The sequence below is a fragment of the Streptomyces sp. NPDC002580 genome, from assembly GCF_042889485.1.
Taxonomy (GTDB): Bacteria; Actinomycetota; Actinomycetes; order Streptomycetales; family Streptomycetaceae; genus Streptomyces.
Genome location: NZ_JBIAQZ010000002.1, coordinates 407,177 through 425,446, shown reverse-complemented (window position 1 = coordinate 425,446; position 18,270 = coordinate 407,177). Strand labels below are relative to the sequence as shown.

Sequence of the window (18,270 nt, the reverse complement as noted above, 5' to 3'; positions counted from 1 at the left end):
GACGTCTGCCACCGCACCGCGGGTACCCGGAGTCGCGCCGGTCACGATCTCTACCGATCGGTAACTACCTCTTCCCTTCCCGTACACGCGCGGCCAGGATCATGTCTGCCGCGCGGCGACGGTCCAGGCACCGTCGCCGTCGCGATGTACGCGGACTCCATCGGCAGACATGTGCAACAGCCATGTGCAGCAGACGCGAAAAGGGGACAGGCATGACAGGACGCGGTGTGGTGCGCCGGATGGGCGTGGTGTCGGCGGTCGTGGCGCTGGGGATCGGCGGGACGGTCACCGCGGCCGGGTCCGCCGGAGCGGCCCCGGCCCGGGCGGTCGCGAGCGCGACGGCGACGGCGGACGTCGACTACGCCACCTGGCAGAACGACGTCCAGGCGGTCATCGACCAGGCGGTGCCTTACGTGGGGCAGCGCACCTCCGCCGCCGGCGGCTCGAAGCTCGCGGTCGTGTTCGACATCGACAACACCACGCTGGAGACGGACTTCCACCCCTGGTACCAGCTGCCCACCCCGGCGGTGAGGGCCTCCCTGGCGCTCGCCCGCTACGCGCACGAGCGCGGTGTCGCCGTCTTCTTCGTGACCGCGCGTCCGGGCATCATCGCCTCCGAGACCAAGTGGAACCTCAAGAGCGTCGGCTACCCGGTCGACGGCCTCTACGTACGTGACCTGCCGGACCTGTTCGCCGAGGTCAGCGCCTACAAGACCGGCAAGCGCGCGCAGATCGAGTCCCTCGGCTACACGATCATCGCTAACGTCGGCAACAACACCACCGACCTGGTCGGCGGCCACGCCGAGCGGACGTTCAAGCTGCCGGACTACGACGGCCAGTTGTCCTGAAGCGGGCATCCGGGCGGTTCCGCTCCGCGCGCACCGGTCCGCTTACACTTCCGCCATGGACGAGGCCTCGCTGGACGCGCTGGGATCGGGCAAGTACCTGCTGATCACCACCTATCGCAAGAACGGTACGGGGGTGGCCACGCCGGTGTGGGTGGTGCGGGACGGTGCGGCGCTCGGCGCCTGGACGGTCGCCGACAGCTGGAAGGTCAAGCGCATCCGCAACCGGGCCGATGTGCTGGTCGGTCCGTGCGACGTGCGGGGCAGGCCGACGGGCGAGTCGGTCCCCGCCACGGCCGAGATCGTCGACGCGGCCGAGACCGCCCGCTACCGCAAGCTCCTCGCCGCCAAGTACGGGCTGACGGGCCGGCTCACCCTGTTCGGCAGCCGGCTGCGCCGGGGCGAGAGCGGCACGGTCGGCATCCGTATCACCCTGACTCCGTGAGGCCGTGAGCCCGGCGGTCGTACGGGGGTCCGTGCCCGGACCCCCGTACGACCGCCTCCGGCGTCCCCGGGCGCCGCGGACCCCTCGCGGCTCAGCGCAGCACGGCCGCCGGCAGGTCGGTGCCCTTGCACGCGTCACCGGTCCGGCCGGCGGCCGTCTTCGTGGCCGACACGGTGCTGGTGGCCACCCTCCAGGTCCCGGTCACCGTCCTGCTGTCCCGGTACTCCCGGCGGGCCGTGCTGACACCGGCCGGCGTGGTGCTCACCGTGTCCTGCCTCGGCTTCCTCGCGGCGACCTCCCTCGGAGGGGGCTGGGGTGTCCCGGCCGTCGCCGCGGTGTCCGTGGTCTGCGCCATCGGCGAGATCATCTACGCCGGCAGCGCCACCGCGCTGGTCGTCGCCCTCGCCCGGCCTCCGCCCTCGCCCGGCCTCCGCCCTCGCCCGGCCTCCGCCCTCGGACGGCTGCTCGCCCGTTTCGAGGTCTCCACGGGCTGGGCCTGGCCGTCTTCCCGGCGGTCATCACCGCTCTCGCACCCCACGGTCCGGCCGCCCTCCGGGGTGGCCCCGCCGCGGCGACGCCCCTTTGCGCGTCCGCCGTCGCCCTGGAGAAGGACCAAGGGACGCGGGCCCGCTCGGCGCCGCTCCCACCGGGCGCGAGCGGGCTCGTGCACTCGGCGGCCGACTCCGGCGAGGTTCGGCATCACGCAGGCGGGCGCCCGGCCGGGCCCCGGTCTCCGTCACCGCCACCGTCTCAGTCCGCGGGGCCACGGCCGCCGCGCCCACGGCCGGCCCGGGCGGGTGGGGTGTGGGTGGCCACGGGTTCGCGAGTTGGCCGGATGTGTTCTGCGGGAGACGTTGACTAGAAAGCGCTTACCCCATACGTTCCCGTTCAGCGGCGTGACCCATGTGTGACAGCTCGTGCACGAGGCGTCGGAGCCGCGAGCCACGCTACCTGCGCAAGTAACCTCCCCCGGCCCGCGATCGGGTCGGGCAGGCAAGACCGCGCACCGTCTTCTGTTCATAGGTGCGAGCAAAGTCTATGTACGTGACCCGCAGTCAAGTCTGAAGGGACACACCCGCATGCGTCCTCACCCCCCACCACCGCGCTTCACGCGCCGGGCCCTGGTGACGGCCGGCGCCGCCGCCCCGGTCGTCGCCACGGCACGCGTCCTGCCGCGGTCGGCCGGAGCGGCCGAGACCTCGCCGGTCGGCTTCGGCGCCGGGACCACCGGTGACGGCTGCGCGACCACCGTCACCGCCGTCGCCTCGGTGACGTCCGGCGTGAACGCCGGAAAGCTCTGACCGCCCCACCGTCACGCCTCCCCATCGGATCCCCCCACCTGGAAGAAGGCATCGGGACATGACGTCATCAGCACGACCGCGCGCCCGGCGGCGCGCACTCACCGGCACGCTCGCCGCGCTCGGCCTCTCGGCCGCCATGGTGATGGCCGACGGCGCCCTGACGCCGGCGAGCGCCGCCACCTGGCCCACCGCGAACGGCAGTCAGGCCGTCTCCTCCACCATCTCGGTCTCCGGCACCAAGGACTACGGGATGAAGCGCCTCTACGGGACCGGTGACCTGGGATCGGGCGGTCAGGACGAGGACCAGGGACCGATCCTGGAGCTCGCCGCGGGCACCGTCCTGAAGAACGTCATCATCGGCGCGCCCGCCGCCGACGGCATCCACTGCCTGGGCAGTTGCACGCTGCAGAACGTCTGGTGGGAGGACGTCGGCGAGGACGCGGCGACGTTCCTCGGCTCCTCCTCGTCGAACGTCTACTCCGTCAGCGGCGGCGGCGCGAAGGCGGCCAGCGACAAGGTGTTCCAGTTCAACGGCGCCGGAACGCTGAACGTGTCGAACTTCGCGGTCCAGACGTTCGGTACCTTCGTCCGTTCCTGCGGCAACTGCAAGACGCAGTACAAGCGCACGATCAATCTCAGCGGCATCGAGGCGACCTACAAGGGAAGCAAGCTCGTCGGCATCAACACCAACTACGGCGACAGCGCGACCCTCAGGTCGATCAGGATGGTCGGGGACAGCGGCAAGAAGATCGTCCCCTGCCAGAAGTACATCGGCAACAACACCGGGGCGGAGCCGACGACGAACGGCAGCGGTCCCGACGGCACCTACTGCAAGTACGCCACGTCCGACATCACCTACGGCTGACGATCGACGGTGTTCCCCGGCGGCCGAACGGACCGGACCCGTACGCCGGTCCGCTCGGCCGCGTACGGGACGCTCTCAGTTCCAGCCGCCGTACGAGCCGTCGACGAGCTGGAACACCGGCTGCCGGCGCACCGGGTCCTGGGCGGTGGCGAGCCGGACGCGGTCGCCGCTGTGGATGGTGGCGGGCGAGCCCATGACCCGGCCCCGGACCGTGAAACCCTCGGTCATCTCGATGAGGGAGACGTTGCGGGCGGCCGGGGTGTTGCGGTGGATCACCGTGGAGTGGCGCACGACGCCCGCGCCGACACTCGCCTCCGTCCGCAGGTCGCTGCCGGCGCACACGGGACACAGGAGACGGTTGAACATGGCGGTGGCGCACCAGCCGCACCGCTGGAAGAGCAGCGCGTCCCCGGCGTGCTCCTCGGAGCCGGAGCGAGGGCCGATGGGGGAGCCGGTGTGGAACACGTCCGGCGCGGGGCCGATGCCCGGGTGAAGGGCGATTCCTGGGTGGTACACGATGTCATCTCCCTGCGCTCGGCCGGAATCCGATGTGCGCGGAACGCCGTGCACGACCACAGGTTATGGCACTCAGTGTCACCCGTAAAGGCACTCCGTACCCTCAAAATAAATGAGGCGGGGCGGCTCGGTCCGCGCTCAGTTCTGCCCGAAGGCCGACTCGATCTCCTGGACCACACGCCACATCGGTGCCCCGCGCCGCGAGACGACGACCACCACGTCCTCCGGCCTCTCGTCCACGGGGCCGCCCGGCGAGGAGCCGAACGTGCGCTGTACGTACCCGAGCGCGTGGTCGACCGCCTTCTCGGCGTCCCCCTCGCCGCTCGAACGCAGCCAGGAGCGCAGGGCGTTGTTGTGTGCGGCGACCACGGCCGCGGCGACGACATCGGCCCGCAGCGTGTCGGCGCGCGGACCCGTGGAGCGCCCGCGCAGATAGTCGGCGAGGGCACGCTCGTAACGCCAGACGACCGACAGTTCGTAGGCGCGCAGTCCCGGAACCTTCTTGGTGAGGCGGTAGCGCTGGACGGAGAACGTGGGATTCTCGGCGTACATGCGCAGCACCAGCCGGGCGGCGTCGCAGACGCGCTGGACCGGGTCGTCCGTGCTGTCCTCCTCGCTCAGGAAGGCCGTCATGTCGCCCAGGCAGCGCTCGTGGTCGGGGAAGACCACGTCCTCTTTGGACGGGAAGTAGCGGAAGAACGAACGGCGGCCGACCCCGGCCAGCGCCACGATGTCGTCGACCGTGGTCTCCTCGTAGCCGCGCTCCAGGAAGAGCTGGAAGGCGGCTCCCACCAGGGCGTCCCGCATCGGCGGTTTGGCGGTGGTCGCTTCGGTGGACTCGCGGCGCCCTCGTGCCTCGTTCATGGTCGGAAGCTAGCACCGAAACGGACACGATGGCACTCGGTGCACTCCTGGGAGGGAACTGAGTGCCTCGGATGCCTCTGAGTCCCTGCTCCTGACCGGCCGGGGGCCCGGTCGTCGTGGTCCCCGGCGCGGACGGTCAGCGGTCGTTGCAGTTCGCCGAAGGGATGTCGTCGCCCGTGACATGGCCGGGTCCGTGGGCCTGGAGGGCCACGCTCACCAGGGTCAGCAGGAGGTCGATGTCCGAGTCGACCTCGAGATGGATGGTCACCCAGCGCGAGCCGGGCACCACGCGGATCGCCGTGGAGTTCTTCAGGTGGTCCCCGAAGCGACGGATGGCCCGGTCGGTGAGGTGCAGGTCCACGTCGTGGTCCGAGTGGAAGTGGATGATCTCGCACTGCGCCGCGCACAGTGCGCGCCCCGTGCCGCAACTCGGCAGGGACTCCGCGAGGTCCGGCCAGGTCGCGAGGCGCGTCATGGCTCTGGAGGCCAAGGTCATGGGCCCATCATGGCCAGCTCACCTCTCGGCCACCAGCAGTTGACACGGATGCAATCCGACGGTGGCTCCGTAATGTCCGGATATCGCCGTGAAATCGGCGACGCTTCGTGGTGATGGCCCGTCCGTGACAGCGGAGCGTGGCCCCGGACCCGTGGTCCGGGGCAGGCTGTACGTCGGGAACCGGCCGGAAGCCGGACCCGGTCAGGTGGGTTTTCGATAGGGAAGGACCGGCAACGCCGCTGTTCTCGGGGGGGGGCATACGGCCGACGACAGGGACGCGTCCGTCAGCGATCTCCAGGGAATTGGTCGGCCTTCCGCCGACCCGGCTTTTGATTCGGCCATGAGTCCGTCCGTGAGGAAGGGCCGCCGGCCCCGCCGGAGGTCCCTCACCGGGGCGGAGCGCGTCGGCCGGCCGCCGGGTCCGGCGCCGGGGAGCTTCTGAACGTGCGGGCCCGTGGCCCCGTATCACTGCACAGGGACGGCGGGAGCCGCGCGGACAAAGGAGAGCAGTGTGTCGACACCGCCCGGACGCGGGGAGCCCACCGGGCGCTCCGTGATCGAACCCACCCACGTCCAGCGCCGCCGTCGCTCCGAGTCCCTGGCGGAACTCCTGCGACTGGTCCGTGAGCAGGAGAGGGTGGACGCGGACGGGGGATACGAGTCGGTCGCCGTCCCCACGGCGGAGGTGACCGGGCCCGTGCCCCCGGCACGCCTCCTGCCGCCCCTGGAGGAGGACGAGACGGAGGAGCTTCCGCCGGTCCCGGAGGGCGAGGACTACACCGACGACACGGTGCCCGCGGGCGGACACACCGGGCCCGCCGCCGGGTACGGACGCGCTCACCCGGAGGGGCGCGGCAGCCGCCACGCCTCGGGCCGCGGCGCGGGCCTGCGCCGGGCCGCGATCACCGTGGCCGTCGTGGCGGCGGCCCTGATCGGCTTCGCGCTCGCCCTCCTCGTGCCACGCGCGGACCAGGACGACACGTCCCGGGCGGGAGGCGCGGCGAACTCCTCCACGGCGCCCGCCACTTCGGCCGGTGCCGCCGATCCGGACGGTGCCGGCACCTTGAGGGAGGGCGACAGCGGACCCGAGGTGACGGTGCTTCAGCGACGTCTGCTGGCCATCCCGAACGTGTACGACCACGGCGCGACCGACGGCGCCTACGACGCCGCGCTCACCGCGGCCGTCGCCCGTTTCCAGGTCTGGTACGGCATCCGGGGCGACGAGTCCGGCGTGTACGGCAACGACACGCGGGCCGACCTGGAATCCCGGACGGCGGCCCCGTAGAACGGCCGGGGCGGGTGGCGCGGTGACTGTCGTCCTCGCCCGCCCCGGCATCCTCCCGCGCCTCGGACCTTCCGCGTTCTCGTGCGGCGGCGGAACTCCCGCACCGGGCAGGGTGATTCCCTGCCCGGAGTAGGGGTCTCGGGTGAACTCCGGTGCCGGTCGTGCCGGTTCCGGAGCACCGACGGGCCGAGAGGGCGGCCCGGCTGGTGAACTCCGGCTCCGCACGAGCAGGTTGTCGCCGTCCGGTACGGACCTCCGGGCTCCTACGCCCCCACGTTCGCGGGCACAGCGGCCCGACCGGACCTCCGCACCGAGGAGTTCACCGCGTGGATCGGCGATCCGGCGGACGATGCCCACGGGGAACCGGAGGGGGAGTTCCGGCCCCGGTGACCGCCGTCCCCACGACCAGGTCGGCGCGGTCCCGTGTCGCGGCGACCAGCGCGGCGTTGCGCTGATCGGTGCCGAGCACCCACGCCACCGCCGTTTCGTGGTCCTTGCCGAACTCCTCGTGACGCGCGACGAGCCGCCGGATCCGTTCGTCCTCGTCGAGCTCGCAGAACCACACCTCGTCGAGCTGCGCGCGCGCCCGCTCCCAGGACCCGTCAGGCAGCAGCAGGTAGTTCCCCTCGGTGACGATCAGCCGTGCGGCCCGGGGCACCGGAAGGGCACCCGCCAGGGGCTGTTCGAGGACCCGCTCGAAGCCGGGCGCGTAGACGAGATCCTCCTCGTCCTCGCGGAGCCTGCGCAGCAGCGCCGCGTACCCCGCCGCGTCGAACGTGTCCGGAGCCCCCTTCCGGTCGCGGCGCCCCAGCCGGTCCAGCTCGGCGTCCGCGAGATGGAAACCGTCCATCGGCACGTGGGCGGCGTGCGGGGCCCCTCGCTCGTTCAGCCGCCGGACCAGGCGTTCGGCGAGCGTCGTCTTGCCCGCGCCGGGGCCGCCGGCGATGCCGAGGAGAGCGCGCCGGCCGGGCCGTACGAGCGAGCCGGCCCGCTCCACGAGGTCGTCGAAGGCCGTACCCGCCGTGGTCATCCGAGCGGGGGCGGGATCAGGAGGACGGTGATTTCCATGGGCCCAGTATCGGTGACCGGGACGCGGTGGACGTCCCGTGCCGGACCGGGCGGGGACACGCCGTCCCGACGCCGAACGTTGTGGCGCTCGCCACCCGCTGGAGAGGATTCCCGGGGGAAGACTGCTCCTATGACGGAACTCGGTCTGCCGAAGACGATCCTGGCCTGCCTCTTCGACCTCGACGGGGTCATCACCAAGACCGCCGTGGTCCACGCGGCCGCCTGGAAGCGGACGTTCGACGACTTCCTACGCGCCCGCGACGGCGACGGATTCCGCCCCTTCGACGACGCCGACGACTACGCCAGGTACGTGGACGGGCTGCCGCGTGCCGACGGCGTCCGCTCCTTCCTCGCCTCGCGAGGCGTCCGACTCCCCGAGGGAACCCCCGACGACCCACCGGACCTGAACACCGTCCAGGGGCTGGGCAACCGCAAGAACGAGCTGCTCCTCGACCTGATCCGCACGGACGGGGTCGAGGCCTACGACGGCACGCTGCGCTACGTCGAGGCCGTCCGCGCGCACGGCCTGCGGACCGCGGTCGTCTCCTCCAGTGCCAACTGCCGGGACATCCTCCGCTCGGTGGGGGCGGAGTCCCTCTTCGACGTACGCGTCGACGGTGTCGTCGCCACCGAGCGGAGGCTGCCGGGCAAACCGCGCCCCGACACCTTCCTGGCCGCGGCGAAGGACCTCGGCGTCCAACCGTCCGCGGCGGCCGTCTTCGAGGACGCGCTGGCCGGCATGGACGCGGGCCGCTCGGGCCACTTCGGGTACGTCGTCGGAGTGGACCGCGTCGGCCACGGCGCCGAACTGCTCGCCCACGGCGCCGACATCGTCGTACGGGACCTGTCCGAACTGGAGGACCGCGCGTGATCACCCACTCGTCGTACGGGGTCGACCCCTGGACACTGCGCGAGAGCGAACTGCACCTCGGTCTGCTGCCGCAGAGCGAGTCCGTGTTCGCCCTCGCCAACGGCCATGTCGGCTGGCGCGGCAACCTCGACGAGGGCGAACCCCACGGCCTGCCCGGCTCCTATCTGGGCGGCGTCCACGAAACACATCCGCTGCCGTACGCGGAGGCGGGCTACGGCTACCCGGAGTCCGGGCAGACGGTCATCAACGTCACCAACGGCAAGATCGTCCGACTGCTGGTGGACGACGAGCCGTTCGACCTGCGCTACGGACGACTGCGTTTCCACGAGCGCGTCCTCGACCTGCGCACCGGACTGCTGACCCGCACGTGCGAGTGGACCTCACCGGCCGGTTCCACGGTCCGGGTGCGCTCCACCCGGCTCGTCTCCTTCACCCAGCGGGCCATCGCCGCCATCGCCTACGAGGTGGAGCCCGTCGACCGCCGCACCCGCGTGGTCCTCCAGTCGGAACTGGTGGCCAACGAGCAACTGCCCGGCCGCAGCGGCGATCCGCGAGCGGCGGTCGCCCTCCAGTCGCCGTTGGAGGCGGAGGACGACTTCGCGGCGGGCCGTCGGCTGCGGCTCGTGCACCGCACCCGGCGCAGCGGGCTGCGGGTCGCCGCGGCCGCCGACCACGTGGTCACGGGACCCGAGCGCACCACCCTGACCGGTGAGTCCAGCGCCGACCTCGCCCGGCTGACGGTGACCTCCGTGCTGGAGCCGGGCCAGACGCTGCGACTGGAGAAGACCGTCGCGTACGGCTGGTCGGGCACCCGGTCCCTGCCCGCCCTGCGCGACCAGGTCGACGCGGCCCTCGCCGCCGCCGGGCACGGCGGCTGGCGGCAGCTCGTCGACGAACAGCGGACCTGCCTGGACGACTTCTGGGACCGCGCCGACGTCGAGGTCGGAGGCGACGAGCAGATCCAACAGGCCGTCCGCTTCTCCCTGTTCCACGTCCTTCAGGCCGGTGCCCGCGCGGAACAGCGGGCGATTCCCGCGAAGGGCCTGACCGGCTCCGGCTACGACGGCCACGCCTTCTGGGACACCGAGACGTTCGTCCTGCCGCTGCTCACCTACACCTCGCCCGGTGCCGTCGCCGAGGCACTGCGCTGGCGCCAGAGCACCCTGCCCGCCGCACGCGAACGGGCGGTCCAACTCGGCCTGCGAGGAGCCGCGTTCCCCTGGCGGACCATAGCGGGCTCGGAGGGTTCGGCGTACTGGCCGGCCGGCACCGCCGCGTTCCACGTGAACGCGGACATCGCCGACGCCGTCATCCGCTACACCGCCGCCACCGGTGACACGCGCTTCGAACGGGACACCGGGGTCGAGCTGTTGACCGAGACGGCACGGCTGTGGCGCTCGCTCGGGCACCACGACCACCGGGGGAGGTTCCACATCGACGGGGTGACCGGACCCGACGAGTACAGCGCGGTCGCCGACGACAACACGTACACCAACCTGATGGCCCGGGCGAACCTCCTGGGTGCCGCGGACGCCGTCGAACGGCATCCCGGCCGGGCCGCGGAACTCGGTGTCGACGAGGAGGAGAGCGCGGCCTGGCGCGACGCCGCCGACGCCATGCACATCCCCTACAACCACGAACTGGGCGTCCACGAACAGCACGCCGGATTCACCCGCTACCAGCGCTGGGACTTCACCGCCACCCGCCCCGACCAGTACCCGCTCATGCTCCACTTCCCCTACTTCGACATCTACCGCAAGCAGGTCGTCAAACAGGCCGACCTGGTGCTCGCCATGTACAAGTGCAGTTCCTTCTTCGACGACGAGCACAAGGCGCGCAACTTCGCCTACTACGAGCCCCTCACCGTCCGCGACTCCTCCCTGTCCGCCTGCTGCCAGGCCGTGATCGCCGCCGAGACCGGTCATCACGGCCTCGCCTACGACTACTTGGTGGAGGCCGCGCTGATGGATCTGGAGGACCTGGAGCACAACACCCGCGACGGACTGCACATCGCCTCCCTCGCCGGTACCTGGACGGCCCTGGTCGCCGGGTTCGGCGGGCTGCGGCACCACGGCGACACCCTGGAGTTCGCGCCCCGGCTGCCGGAACGGTTCAACCGGCTCGCGTTCTCCCTGGAGGTGCTGGGCCGCCGGCTGCGCGTGGAGATCGGGCGGGACGCCGCCACGTACACCCTCGCGACCGGCGACTCCCTGGAGATCCACCACTACCGCGAACCCTTCACCGTCGACGCGGACAAGCCGCGCCGGCTCTCCATCCCGGCGCCCCGGTCGCGCCCCGCCCCGGACCAGCCGCCGCACCGGCGGCCGAATCCTCAGGGGTGAGACGGGGCGCGGGGCCCGTCCGGGCGTCAGTCGCGGACGACGCCGGGCGCGATGTCCTCGTACAGCTCGGGGGACGTCGCGCCCGGCGTGACCTCCCGGGTCGCGGCCTCGGCCACCGGCTTGCCGCAGAACGCGGGCTCCAGGGTGCGGTACATGGTGTTGAGCACCGTGGTGTTGTTGGAGGTGTTGGCCAGCGCGGTCAGGCTGCGCCTGCCGTCCTTCGTGGTGAAGGCGTACGAGTAGTAGCCCTGCACGGTTCCCGTGTGCCCGTACACGGAGATCCCGCAGGACAGGTCACGGCGGCGCAGCCCGAGGCCGTACGACGTGGTGCTGTTGACCCGCGTCCACTTCTTCATCTGGGTGAGCCGCTCCGGGGACATGAGCTCGCCGCGCAGCAGCGCGGAGAGGAAGACGTCCAGGTCGTGGGGGGTGGAGATGACGGCGCCCGCGCTCTGGGCCCAGGAAGCGGTCTGCTTGGTGGAGTCCAGCAGGCCTCCCGCCGAGCCCGTCCTGAGGTAGCCGTTGACGTGCCGGCCCGGGATGGCGGTGGCCGGGTGGACGTAGAAGGTGCCGGTGAGGTTCAGGGGGGTGAAGAGGCGCTTCTGGTACTCCGTGGCCACGCTGTGCCCGGTCAGCTTCTCGATCAGCAGGCCGGCGACCACGAAGTTGGTGTTCGAGTACGAGTAGGCGGCCCCCGGCGCGTTCGTGCGGGGCTTGCGCAGCGACAGCGCGACCAGGTCCCGGTAGCCGAACACCTTGTTGCGGACGGCCTCGAAGCCGGGGACGGTCCGGGAGAACAGGTCGTTGGTGTAGTCGTACAGACCACTGCGGTGGCTCAGCAGGTGCCGCACGGTGATCCTGCTGTCGGGGAGCAGACCCGGCAGATAGGTGTTGACCGACTTGTCGAGATTCAGCCTGCCCTCGTCGACCAGCTGGAGCAGCACCACGGCGGAGAAGGTCTTGGTGATGCTGCCGACGCGGAACCGGTCGTTCGTGCTGATGGTCCGTCCGGTGGCCCGGTCGGCGACACCCTCGACCAGCCGGTGCACCGTGCCGGCGTCGTCGATTCTCGCCATCGCGCCGGGTGCGCCCTGTGCGCGGGCCTTGCGAAGGACGGCGCGCAGCCCCGCCTCGTCGGGCGCCGCGAGGGCCGCCGCCGCGACCCGTTCGGGGCCGGCGCCGACGCTCCCCACCGGCGCCGCGGCCTGCGCCGGGGCTGCCAGCAGGGACACCACGAGCGCGCCCAGCGCCGTGCCCGTACCCACCGTTGCTGAGACCATGTGACTCTTCTCCCGAGTGCTCGGTGCCGGTTCGCCTGACGAGCTCGAACCCCGCCGCGGATGCGGACGTCGGCACCATCTCTACGCGCTGGAAGGGTCTCCGGGTCGCATTGCCCGGGGAAGAAGCGCAAAGGGTGAAGCGGAATCGGTGAATTGGCGGAAAGGCGTCGCGGTGGCGCACGGGGGAGGGCGGGCGTGGCGACAGCGCGCGGGGAGCGGAGGCGCGATGCGCGCCCGCGCGGGGTGGCGACGGCGGGGTGCCGACGCCGGGTCAGCCGCCGAAGAGCTGGGTCCAGTACGTCCCCGCCCGGCCGCCGCCGGCGAGGCCGATGCCGATGTGGGTGAAGTCGCGCTTGAGGATGTTGGCGCGGTGGCCCGGGCTGTTCATCCAGCCGCGGACCACCTCGGCGGGGGAACGCTGCCCGCAGGCGATGTTCTCGCCGATGGTGCGGCGGGTGCAGCCCGCGGCGGCGGCCCGGTCCCAGGGCTGGCGCCCCTCGGGGGAGGTGTGCGCGTAGAAGTCGCGGGCCACCATGTCGGCGCTGTGGGCCTGGGCCGCGGCGGTGAGCGGGAGGTCGGGCCCGAGCGGCGGCAGGCCGGCCGCGGCCCGCTCGGCGTTCGTCAGCGCGACGACCTCACGCGCCGTCCGTTCCAGGCCCGAGAGGCTGAACGGCCGGGCCCACAGGGCCGTCCAGTACAGGTCGCCCGAGCGGCTGTCGGGAACCGACGCCAGCCCCGCGTGCTCGGACCCGGGATCGCACAGCGTGCTCCGGGACGGCTCGGCCGACAGGCAGTGGTCGACGAACTCGCGCGGGGTGCGCGGGCCGGAGACCAGATGCTCGCCGATGGTCAGATAGGCGTAACCCGCCGAGGTGACGCGGTGGTAGACGGAGACGCCGTCCGGGCTCTCCGCGCCGAGCAGGCCGCGGGCGGCCATGGCGCGGGCATGCTCCCGAGCCGCGGCCGTCAGCCGGGCGTCGAGACGGACCGGCGGGGAACCGGCGGCGGCGCGGGCGGAGTTCACGGGGCCCAGGAATCCGTCGGGGTCCGCTCCGCCGGCCGACGCGCCCACCGGTCCGTCCCCCACGGAAACGACCGGCCCGCCGCTCCGCCCGGAACCAGGTGCCGTCCCGGGCCGGCCACCGGACGGAGCTCCTCGGACCGTGCCCGGTGCCGTGCTCGCCGTCACGCGCGGGGGAGCGGCGTCCTCGGTGACCTCGACCCCGAAATCCCGCGCGACGCCCGCCAGCCCGTCCGCGTACCCCTGGCCGAGGGCGCGGAGCTTCCAGGCGGGGCCGCGCCGGTACAGCTCGGCGAGGAGCAGCACGGTCTCCCGCTCGGGCCGGGGCGGGGTGAACCGGGCGAGGTCGCGGCCGTCCGGGGCGGTGACCCGCACCGTGGGGGAGGGCAGCCGGCCCAGGGGCGTCGACGGGTCGGCGGGGCTGACGACGACGGTGACGCGGGCCGCTCCGGGCCGCAGCCGCGCCGGATCGATGGTGAGACGGTCGCCGTCGAGGCGGGCGCCGGGCGCGGACGGCTGGTTGTAGAACACGAAGTCGCCGTCGCCGCGCACCTTGCCGCTCTCGTCGGTGATCAGCGCGGACACGTCGAAGGGACCCGGCACCCTGAGGGTCAGGACACCGTCCGGCAGGGGCGTGTTGCCCCCGGGAACCAGCTCGTGCATGCCGCCGCCCGTCGATGGGGTGATCCGTGCCTGCCGCGCGACGGCGCCCGGAGCACGGGCCGTCGACCGCTCAACGGACCACCCGCGTCCTAGGGTTCCCGCGTCTTGCGTGAAGCCCGTCGCGGGCCGTCGGCCACGGGGAGGTCACCGGCGGCGGGCGACCGGCGCGGCGACAAGGAGGGCGCGGCGGAACGCAGTGAGCGCAGAGCGAGCAGCATGACGCCGATGTCGTCCAGGTAGACGGGGTCGGGCAGGAGGTCGGTCGGCAGCACCAGATAGGCGACGGCGCCCCAGAACACCCAGCGGGGGCCGGTCGGCAGTCCGGCCCGCCGCAGGTCACGGCGGGTGCGGACGAGGCGGCCGAGGATCACCAGCGCCACCGCGAGCGCGACGGCTCCCAGGACCGCGACGACGATGACCACGTTCCATGAGATCGAATCCATGCGTCCGTCCAGGGTTCTCGTCGGGGTGTGACTCCCTTTCCGTCTGCCCGCTCGCGCTCCGGCTACCGCCCCTGTGCGGGGCCGTCCGCGCGCGTGCCGGGGACGGGGGAGGTGGTGCCGGGGTGCTCCGGGCGGGGCTGCCGTTTCTGTTCGTCCGGTGTGTCGAGGCGGCAGATGACGAAGTCGTCGAAGACGTACCGTCCGGGCCCCGGACCGGCGGTCCCGGTCGCCCGGCGGATGTCCAGCAGCTGATCCGTCGTCATCTGGAGAGGCGGCTCGTCGGGCTGGTAGGTGGTGCGCACCGGGTAGTCCCGCCCCGGTTCCCTGGTCATCTCGATATGGCAGCCGAGCACATGGGTGACGGGGCGCCGCCCGCAGAAGTCGATCAGGCGGTCGACGGTACGGGTGAAGGCCGGCCAGTCCTCGACGTACAGCCGCCCGGGATAGACGGTGTCGCCGGTGAGCAGGAGCCCGGTCCACGGGTCGAAGTACGTCACGGCGGCCGCGTGGTGCCCCGGGGTGGCCAGGCACTCCAGCACGCGGCCGCCGAGATCGACCCGGGCGACGGCCTCGGGATCGTCATGGAATCCGAAGAAGTCCCAGGCGGTGTCGAGGTCCGCGGCCACGACCTCGGTGCCGGGGCGGCCGGTGAACTGTCCGTCCGCCGCGATGTGGTCGCCGTGCGGATGGGTGTGCAGCACCAGCAGCCCGTAGCCCTCCCGGGGGTGTCCGGTCAGCCACGACTCCATCGCCTCGTCCACGACCCGCCGCAGCGGGAAGTGGTCGGCCGAGGCCGTGGCGCCCGTGTCGATGAGGACGGCCCGTTCCGCGCCGAACAGCAGGAACATGAACGGCGCCTCGTAGTCGACAGCCATGTTCTGGCGGAGGATCACCGTGTGCTCGTCGTAGGCGTGGACCTGGATGTCGGGGTCCGTGTTGTGCTTCGCCGAGGGCGAGCCGTGGATCCACCGCACGTCGAGCGGTGCGGCCGCCGCGGAATCGCCGCCGCGGGCACCGCCGGTCTGCTGGTTCGGAGCGGTCACGCCGTCCCCCTCGGGCTCGGTCCGTCCGGACCACGCCCGGCCCGGGCCCTCAGTTTCGCGGATGCGCGTGGTCCACCAACGCCTGCGACACCGTGCGGATACTCCGGGCGATGTGCTGGAGCTGCATGAGCTCGGCGGCGTACAGCTTGATGGTGTGTTCGATGACCCCCTCGTGCAGCCCGAGGCCGGGCAGCTCGGAGCGGGCAGTCTGCAGGGCCGTGCGGGCCACCCGTATCTCCTGCTGCACCTGGAGGTGCGCGTGGCGGGCGAGCAGCACCGGGTGCTTGTGCAGGACGGGGTAGCTCGCGTAGCGGCTCGGCACCAGCTCGCGCAGCCATTTCACCGCCGATCGCTCCCAGTCGAAGCTGCCGGGGGTCTTGACCTGGCACGGCCAGTCCGAGGTGATCGGTGAATACGTCAGGGCCATGTTCATCGCTTCCGGGTTACGTCGGCGGGGGACTCTGGGGCGGCCCCGGCATAGGGGATGACCGAGGCCGCCACCACGGATCTCGCAGGCGAGACCCGCTCGAACACCAGGGACCCGATGCGGGTAGGAGCGGACGGCCCCGGGTGGTCATGGGTCATGACCTGGAGACCTCCACGTCGCGATCCGCGAGAAGTATTTATATATACCGCCAGATGCGCAAGGACATGAAAACATTCATGCGTGCTTTGATGTGAATGATCCCGTGATGCCGTGGTGACAGCCGGTACGGGAAACGGGCGAAGAGGCCGTCGGGCAGGCTCGTGCCCTCTCGGTCCCGCCCCCCGCGCGAGGGCCGGTTCAGTCCCTCAGGAAGAACTGGTGCTGCTCGGCGACCTGCTCGTACTCCTCCAGGCGCGCCTGAGTGCGCTCCGGATCGGCGTCGGTCATGGCCTGGAGCAGCGCCGCCGACAGCACCACGGGCGCCGCGTAGGAGTCGAAGACGAGGCGGGAGCCGGTGCCGGTGGCGAACGTGACGTCGGCCTCGTCGGCCAGCGGGCCGAGCCCGAGGTCGGTGATCAGGGCCACCTGGAGGCCCGCGCTGCGCGCGACCCGGATGGCCGTGAGGGTCTCCTGGGCGTGCCGGGGCATCCCGAAGGCCAGGACCCACGTGCCGCCCGCCTCGCGGGACTGGAGCAGCGCGTCGTAGGAGACCGAGCCGCCGTGCGTCACCAGCCTGACGTCCGGGTGGATACGTCGCGCGGCGTACGCGAAGTACTCGGCCAGGGAGACGGAGATACGCAGTCCGAGCACCGTCAGCGGCGCCGACTTCGACAGCGCCCGGCCGACGCGGATGATCGCGTCCGGATCGGCGAAGTCCCGCCGCAGGTTCTCCAGGTTCTCGATCTCGGCGTCCACCGCGGCCTGCAGCTCGTTGCTCGTGACCTCGACCGGGGTCCCGGGAGCGCTGCCCAGGGTGCTGAGCGCGATGGCCTGGAGCCGCTCGCGCAGCGCGGGGTAGCCGCTGAACCCCACCGCCGCCGCGAAACGGGTCACCGAGGGCTGGCTCACCCCCACCCGCTCGGCGAGGTCGGTGATCGACAGGAACGCCGCCTCGGTGATGTGCTCGATCAGGTACTGGGCGATGCGCCGCTGACCCGGCGAGAGCCGGGGGCCGTCGAACAGTTCCCTGAGCTGGGACGGCGGTGCCACGCCTGCCTCGGGGGCCGTTTTTCCCGAGGTGATCGCGGATGCCTGTGCGCGTGCCTGTTGCGGCGATGGCAACGGTGCGTCTCCTTGATGTCCCACGAGAACTCAACATAGCTCACCGACCTGTTTGACCTGGGCGGGTATCGGCGCTGTCCGGCGGACCTCGAGGGGCGGCGGCGGGAGCGTGGAAGCGGGATGAGGCCGTGGGACGTGACGCCGTGCCTGCCGCGGGACTTTCGGGGCAACCGGTGGTGGAGGCGCGGAGCGGTCCGCTCGCGACGCAGCGACCGCGGGAGCCCTCGATGACGTCCTCGCCGTGCACGAGGGGCGCGGACGCCGGCGACCAGGAGGTTCGGATGAGACTGCGGCAGGATACGGCTACGGCGCACGAGAGGTGGTCCCGATGAACGCCCCGGCGACGGCCCGCGACGCGGAGGCCGGCGCCCGCCGCGCGGCGACCGGCTCGGCGCGCGAGGGCGCGGCCCGGGCGGGGCTCGTGGCACGAGGGGTGATCTACGCCCTGGTCGGCGTACTGGCCCTGCGCGTCGCCTTCGGTGACAGCGGGCGGGAGGCGGACCGGGGCGGCGCCCTGCAGGAGATCTCCTCGAAACCGTTCGGCGCCGTCCTCCTGTGGGCTCTCGGCGCCGGGCTCGTCGGCATGGCGCTGTGGCGGCTGTCCGAGGCCGTCTTCGGCGGCGCCGGGCAGGACGGCGGCAAGGCGGGCAAGCGCCTCATGGCGGGCGCGCGTTGTGTGTTCTACGGGTTCGTCGCCTACTCCGTGCTCTCCTTCGCCGCCGGTTCGCGCGGCAGCGGGTCGAGCGACCGGCAGTCCCGCGACGTCACGGCCAAGGCACTCGGCGTGCCCGGCGGCCAGTGGATCGTCGGCGCCGCCGGAGTCGGACTGGCCGTGGCGGGCATCTGGATCGCCGTACGGGCCGTCATGCGGAAGTATCACAAGCACCTGAAGCTCGGCGAGATGTCGCGACGGGTCCGCCGGGCCGTCGACACGGCGGGTGTGGGCGGCGGGGCCGCGCGCGGCGCGGTGTTCGCCGCGGCGGGGGCCTTCGCGGTGCGGGCCGCCGTGGACTACGAACCCGACAAGGCCAAGGGCATGGACGACACGCTACGGTCCTTCGCCACCACCCCGATGGGGCCGTGGCTGCTCGTCTGCGTCGCCGTGGGACTGGTCCTGTTCGGGCTGTTCTCCTTCGCGATGGCGCGGTGGCGCCGGGTGTGACGCCCGACGGCACGGAGGTGCCCCGCCGCGCGCACGCGAGCGGGGCACCTCC

General features: G+C 72.2%; 18 protein-coding genes and 1 pseudogene. 9 read left to right on the top strand and 10 right to left on the bottom strand.

The genetic code is table 11. The features are described from left to right. Positions 1 to 212 precede the first annotated feature (212 nt). The 5 genes and pseudogenes from ACFYW7_RS08355 (at position 213) to ACFYW7_RS08335 (ending at position 3,456) form a co-directional block, all read left to right on the top strand. Complete coding sequence (locus ACFYW7_RS08355; RefSeq protein ID WP_389499375.1) at positions 213 to 848, top strand: HAD family acid phosphatase; 636 nt, start codon at positions 213 to 215, stop codon at positions 846 to 848. A 55-nt stretch (positions 849 to 903) separates the two neighbouring features. Further along, the gene (locus tag ACFYW7_RS08350; protein ID WP_389499372.1) at positions 904 to 1,290 is read left to right on the top strand and encodes a PPOX class F420-dependent oxidoreductase; all 387 of its coding nucleotides are present in this window, start codon (positions 904 to 906) and stop codon (positions 1,288 to 1,290) included. A gap of 125 nt (positions 1,291 to 1,415) precedes the next feature. Beyond that, positions 1,416 to 1,909, top strand: a pseudogene (locus tag ACFYW7_RS08345) (MFS transporter); the annotation flags it as partial. Between the two features lie 460 nt (positions 1,910 to 2,369). After that, on the top strand, positions 2,370 to 2,591 hold the full coding sequence (locus tag ACFYW7_RS08340) for a hypothetical protein (protein ID WP_389499370.1): 222 nt from the start codon (positions 2,370 to 2,372) through the stop codon (positions 2,589 to 2,591). Positions 2,592 to 2,649: 58 nt separating this feature from the next. Beyond that, a complete protein-coding gene (locus ACFYW7_RS08335) occupies positions 2,650 to 3,456 on the top strand; it encodes a pectate lyase (RefSeq protein ID WP_389499368.1) in 807 nt (268 codons plus the stop codon). 75 nt (positions 3,457 to 3,531) lie between these two features. On the opposite strand, the gene ACFYW7_RS08330 is transcribed toward ACFYW7_RS08335, so the two are convergent. From ACFYW7_RS08330 to ACFYW7_RS08320, 3 genes are all read right to left on the bottom strand, one after another. Then, complete coding sequence (locus ACFYW7_RS08330) at positions 3,532 to 3,972, bottom strand: Zn-ribbon domain-containing OB-fold protein (RefSeq protein ID WP_389499366.1); 441 nt, start codon at positions 3,970 to 3,972, stop codon at positions 3,532 to 3,534. 138 nt (positions 3,973 to 4,110) lie between these two features. After that, complete coding sequence (locus tag ACFYW7_RS08325) at positions 4,111 to 4,779, bottom strand: TetR family transcriptional regulator (protein ID WP_389500390.1); 669 nt, start codon at positions 4,777 to 4,779, stop codon at positions 4,111 to 4,113. Positions 4,780 to 4,972: 193 nt separating this feature from the next. Then, a complete protein-coding gene (locus tag ACFYW7_RS08320) occupies positions 4,973 to 5,332 on the bottom strand; it encodes a luciferase family protein (RefSeq protein ID WP_389499364.1) in 360 nt (119 codons plus the stop codon). Between the two features lie 511 nt (positions 5,333 to 5,843). On the opposite strand from ACFYW7_RS08320, the gene ACFYW7_RS08315 reads away from it, so the two are divergent. Beyond that, positions 5,844 to 6,617 carry a peptidoglycan-binding protein gene (locus tag ACFYW7_RS08315; RefSeq protein WP_389499363.1) on the top strand — a complete coding sequence of 258 codons (774 nt, stop codon included), beginning with the start codon at positions 5,844 to 5,846 and terminating at the stop codon, positions 6,615 to 6,617. A gap of 319 nt (positions 6,618 to 6,936) precedes the next feature. Here ACFYW7_RS08315 and ACFYW7_RS08310 read toward each other — a convergent pair whose 3' ends face one another. Further along, the gene (locus tag ACFYW7_RS08310; protein ID WP_389499361.1) at positions 6,937 to 7,647 is read right to left on the bottom strand and encodes a nucleoside/nucleotide kinase family protein; all 711 of its coding nucleotides are present in this window, start codon (positions 7,645 to 7,647) and stop codon (positions 6,937 to 6,939) included. A 168-nt stretch (positions 7,648 to 7,815) separates the two neighbouring features. Here ACFYW7_RS08310 and ACFYW7_RS08305 point away from each other — a divergent pair, with 168 nt between their 5' ends. Together ACFYW7_RS08305 and ACFYW7_RS08300 are read left to right on the top strand one after the other, a co-directional pair. Then, positions 7,816 to 8,556 (top strand): HAD family hydrolase, encoded by a 741-nt coding sequence (locus ACFYW7_RS08305; RefSeq protein ID WP_389499359.1) that lies wholly within the window; start codon positions 7,816 to 7,818, stop codon positions 8,554 to 8,556. Further along, the gene (locus tag ACFYW7_RS08300) at positions 8,553 to 10,898 is read left to right on the top strand and encodes a glycoside hydrolase family 65 protein (RefSeq protein WP_389499357.1); all 2,346 of its coding nucleotides are present in this window, start codon (positions 8,553 to 8,555) and stop codon (positions 10,896 to 10,898) included. The genes ACFYW7_RS08305 and ACFYW7_RS08300 overlap by 4 nt, the downstream gene beginning before the upstream one ends. A 26-nt stretch (positions 10,899 to 10,924) precedes the next feature. Here ACFYW7_RS08300 and ACFYW7_RS08295 read toward each other — a convergent pair whose 3' ends face one another. From ACFYW7_RS08295 to ACFYW7_RS08270, 6 genes are all read right to left on the bottom strand, one after another. Continuing rightward, complete coding sequence (locus ACFYW7_RS08295; protein WP_389499355.1) at positions 10,925 to 12,178, bottom strand: serine hydrolase domain-containing protein; 1,254 nt, start codon at positions 12,176 to 12,178, stop codon at positions 10,925 to 10,927. Positions 12,179 to 12,449: 271 nt separating this feature from the next. Continuing rightward, positions 12,450 to 13,862, bottom strand: a complete 1,413-nt coding sequence (locus ACFYW7_RS08290; protein WP_389499353.1) for a CAP domain-containing protein — start codon at positions 13,860 to 13,862, stop codon at positions 12,450 to 12,452. Between the two features lie 89 nt (positions 13,863 to 13,951). Then, the gene (locus tag ACFYW7_RS08285) at positions 13,952 to 14,305 is read right to left on the bottom strand and encodes a YkvA family protein (protein ID WP_389499351.1); all 354 of its coding nucleotides are present in this window, start codon (positions 14,303 to 14,305) and stop codon (positions 13,952 to 13,954) included. Between the two features lie 62 nt (positions 14,306 to 14,367). Continuing rightward, the gene (locus tag ACFYW7_RS08280; protein ID WP_389499349.1) at positions 14,368 to 15,348 is read right to left on the bottom strand and encodes an MBL fold metallo-hydrolase; all 981 of its coding nucleotides are present in this window, start codon (positions 15,346 to 15,348) and stop codon (positions 14,368 to 14,370) included. Between the two features lie 49 nt (positions 15,349 to 15,397). Next, positions 15,398 to 15,781 (bottom strand): hypothetical protein, encoded by a 384-nt coding sequence (locus tag ACFYW7_RS08275; RefSeq protein ID WP_389499347.1) that lies wholly within the window; start codon positions 15,779 to 15,781, stop codon positions 15,398 to 15,400. 351 nt (positions 15,782 to 16,132) lie between these two features. After that, positions 16,133 to 17,056: a MurR/RpiR family transcriptional regulator gene (locus ACFYW7_RS08270; protein WP_389499345.1), complete on the bottom strand. Its 924-nt coding sequence runs from the start codon at positions 17,054 to 17,056 to the stop codon at positions 16,133 to 16,135. Positions 17,057 to 17,384: 328 nt separating this feature from the next. On the opposite strand from ACFYW7_RS08270, the gene ACFYW7_RS08265 reads away from it, so the two are divergent. Continuing rightward, positions 17,385 to 18,218 carry a DUF1206 domain-containing protein gene (locus ACFYW7_RS08265; protein WP_389499343.1) on the top strand — a complete coding sequence of 278 codons (834 nt, stop codon included), beginning with the start codon at positions 17,385 to 17,387 and terminating at the stop codon, positions 18,216 to 18,218. Positions 18,219 to 18,270 lie beyond the last annotated feature (52 nt).

What these genes read in the sequence shown, in the direction of transcription:
- ACFYW7_RS08355 (WP_389499375.1), top strand. Translation starts at nt 213, where the DNA reads ATGACAGGACGCGGTGTGGTGCGCCGGATGGGCGTGGTGTCGGCGGTC.
- ACFYW7_RS08350 (WP_389499372.1), top strand. Translation starts at nt 904, where the DNA reads ATGGACGAGGCCTCGCTGGACGCGCTGGGATCGGGCAAGTACCTGCTG.
- ACFYW7_RS08340 (WP_389499370.1), top strand. Translation starts at nt 2,370, where the DNA reads ATGCGTCCTCACCCCCCACCACCGCGCTTCACGCGCCGGGCCCTGGTG.
- ACFYW7_RS08335 (WP_389499368.1), top strand. Translation starts at nt 2,650, where the DNA reads ATGACGTCATCAGCACGACCGCGCGCCCGGCGGCGCGCACTCACCGGC.
- ACFYW7_RS08325 (WP_389500390.1), bottom strand. Translation starts at nt 4,779, where the DNA reads ATGCGGGACGCCCTGGTGGGAGCCGCCTTCCAGCTCTTCCTGGAGCGC.
- ACFYW7_RS08320 (WP_389499364.1), bottom strand. Translation starts at nt 5,332, where the DNA reads ATGACCTTGGCCTCCAGAGCCATGACGCGCCTCGCGACCTGGCCGGAC.
- ACFYW7_RS08310 (WP_389499361.1), bottom strand. Translation starts at nt 7,647, where the DNA reads ATGACCACGGCGGGTACGGCCTTCGACGACCTCGTGGAGCGGGCCGGC.
- ACFYW7_RS08305 (WP_389499359.1), top strand. Translation starts at nt 7,816, where the DNA reads ATGACGGAACTCGGTCTGCCGAAGACGATCCTGGCCTGCCTCTTCGAC.
- ACFYW7_RS08295 (WP_389499355.1), bottom strand. Translation starts at nt 12,178, where the DNA reads ATGGTCTCAGCAACGGTGGGTACGGGCACGGCGCTGGGCGCGCTCGTG.
- ACFYW7_RS08290 (WP_389499353.1), bottom strand. Translation starts at nt 13,862, where the DNA reads ATGCACGAGCTGGTTCCCGGGGGCAACACGCCCCTGCCGGACGGTGTC.
- ACFYW7_RS08285 (WP_389499351.1), bottom strand. Translation starts at nt 14,305, where the DNA reads ATGGATTCGATCTCATGGAACGTGGTCATCGTCGTCGCGGTCCTGGGA.
- ACFYW7_RS08275 (WP_389499347.1), bottom strand. Translation starts at nt 15,781, where the DNA reads ATGAACATGGCCCTGACGTATTCACCGATCACCTCGGACTGGCCGTGC.
- ACFYW7_RS08265 (WP_389499343.1), top strand. Translation starts at nt 17,385, where the DNA reads ATGAACGCCCCGGCGACGGCCCGCGACGCGGAGGCCGGCGCCCGCCGC.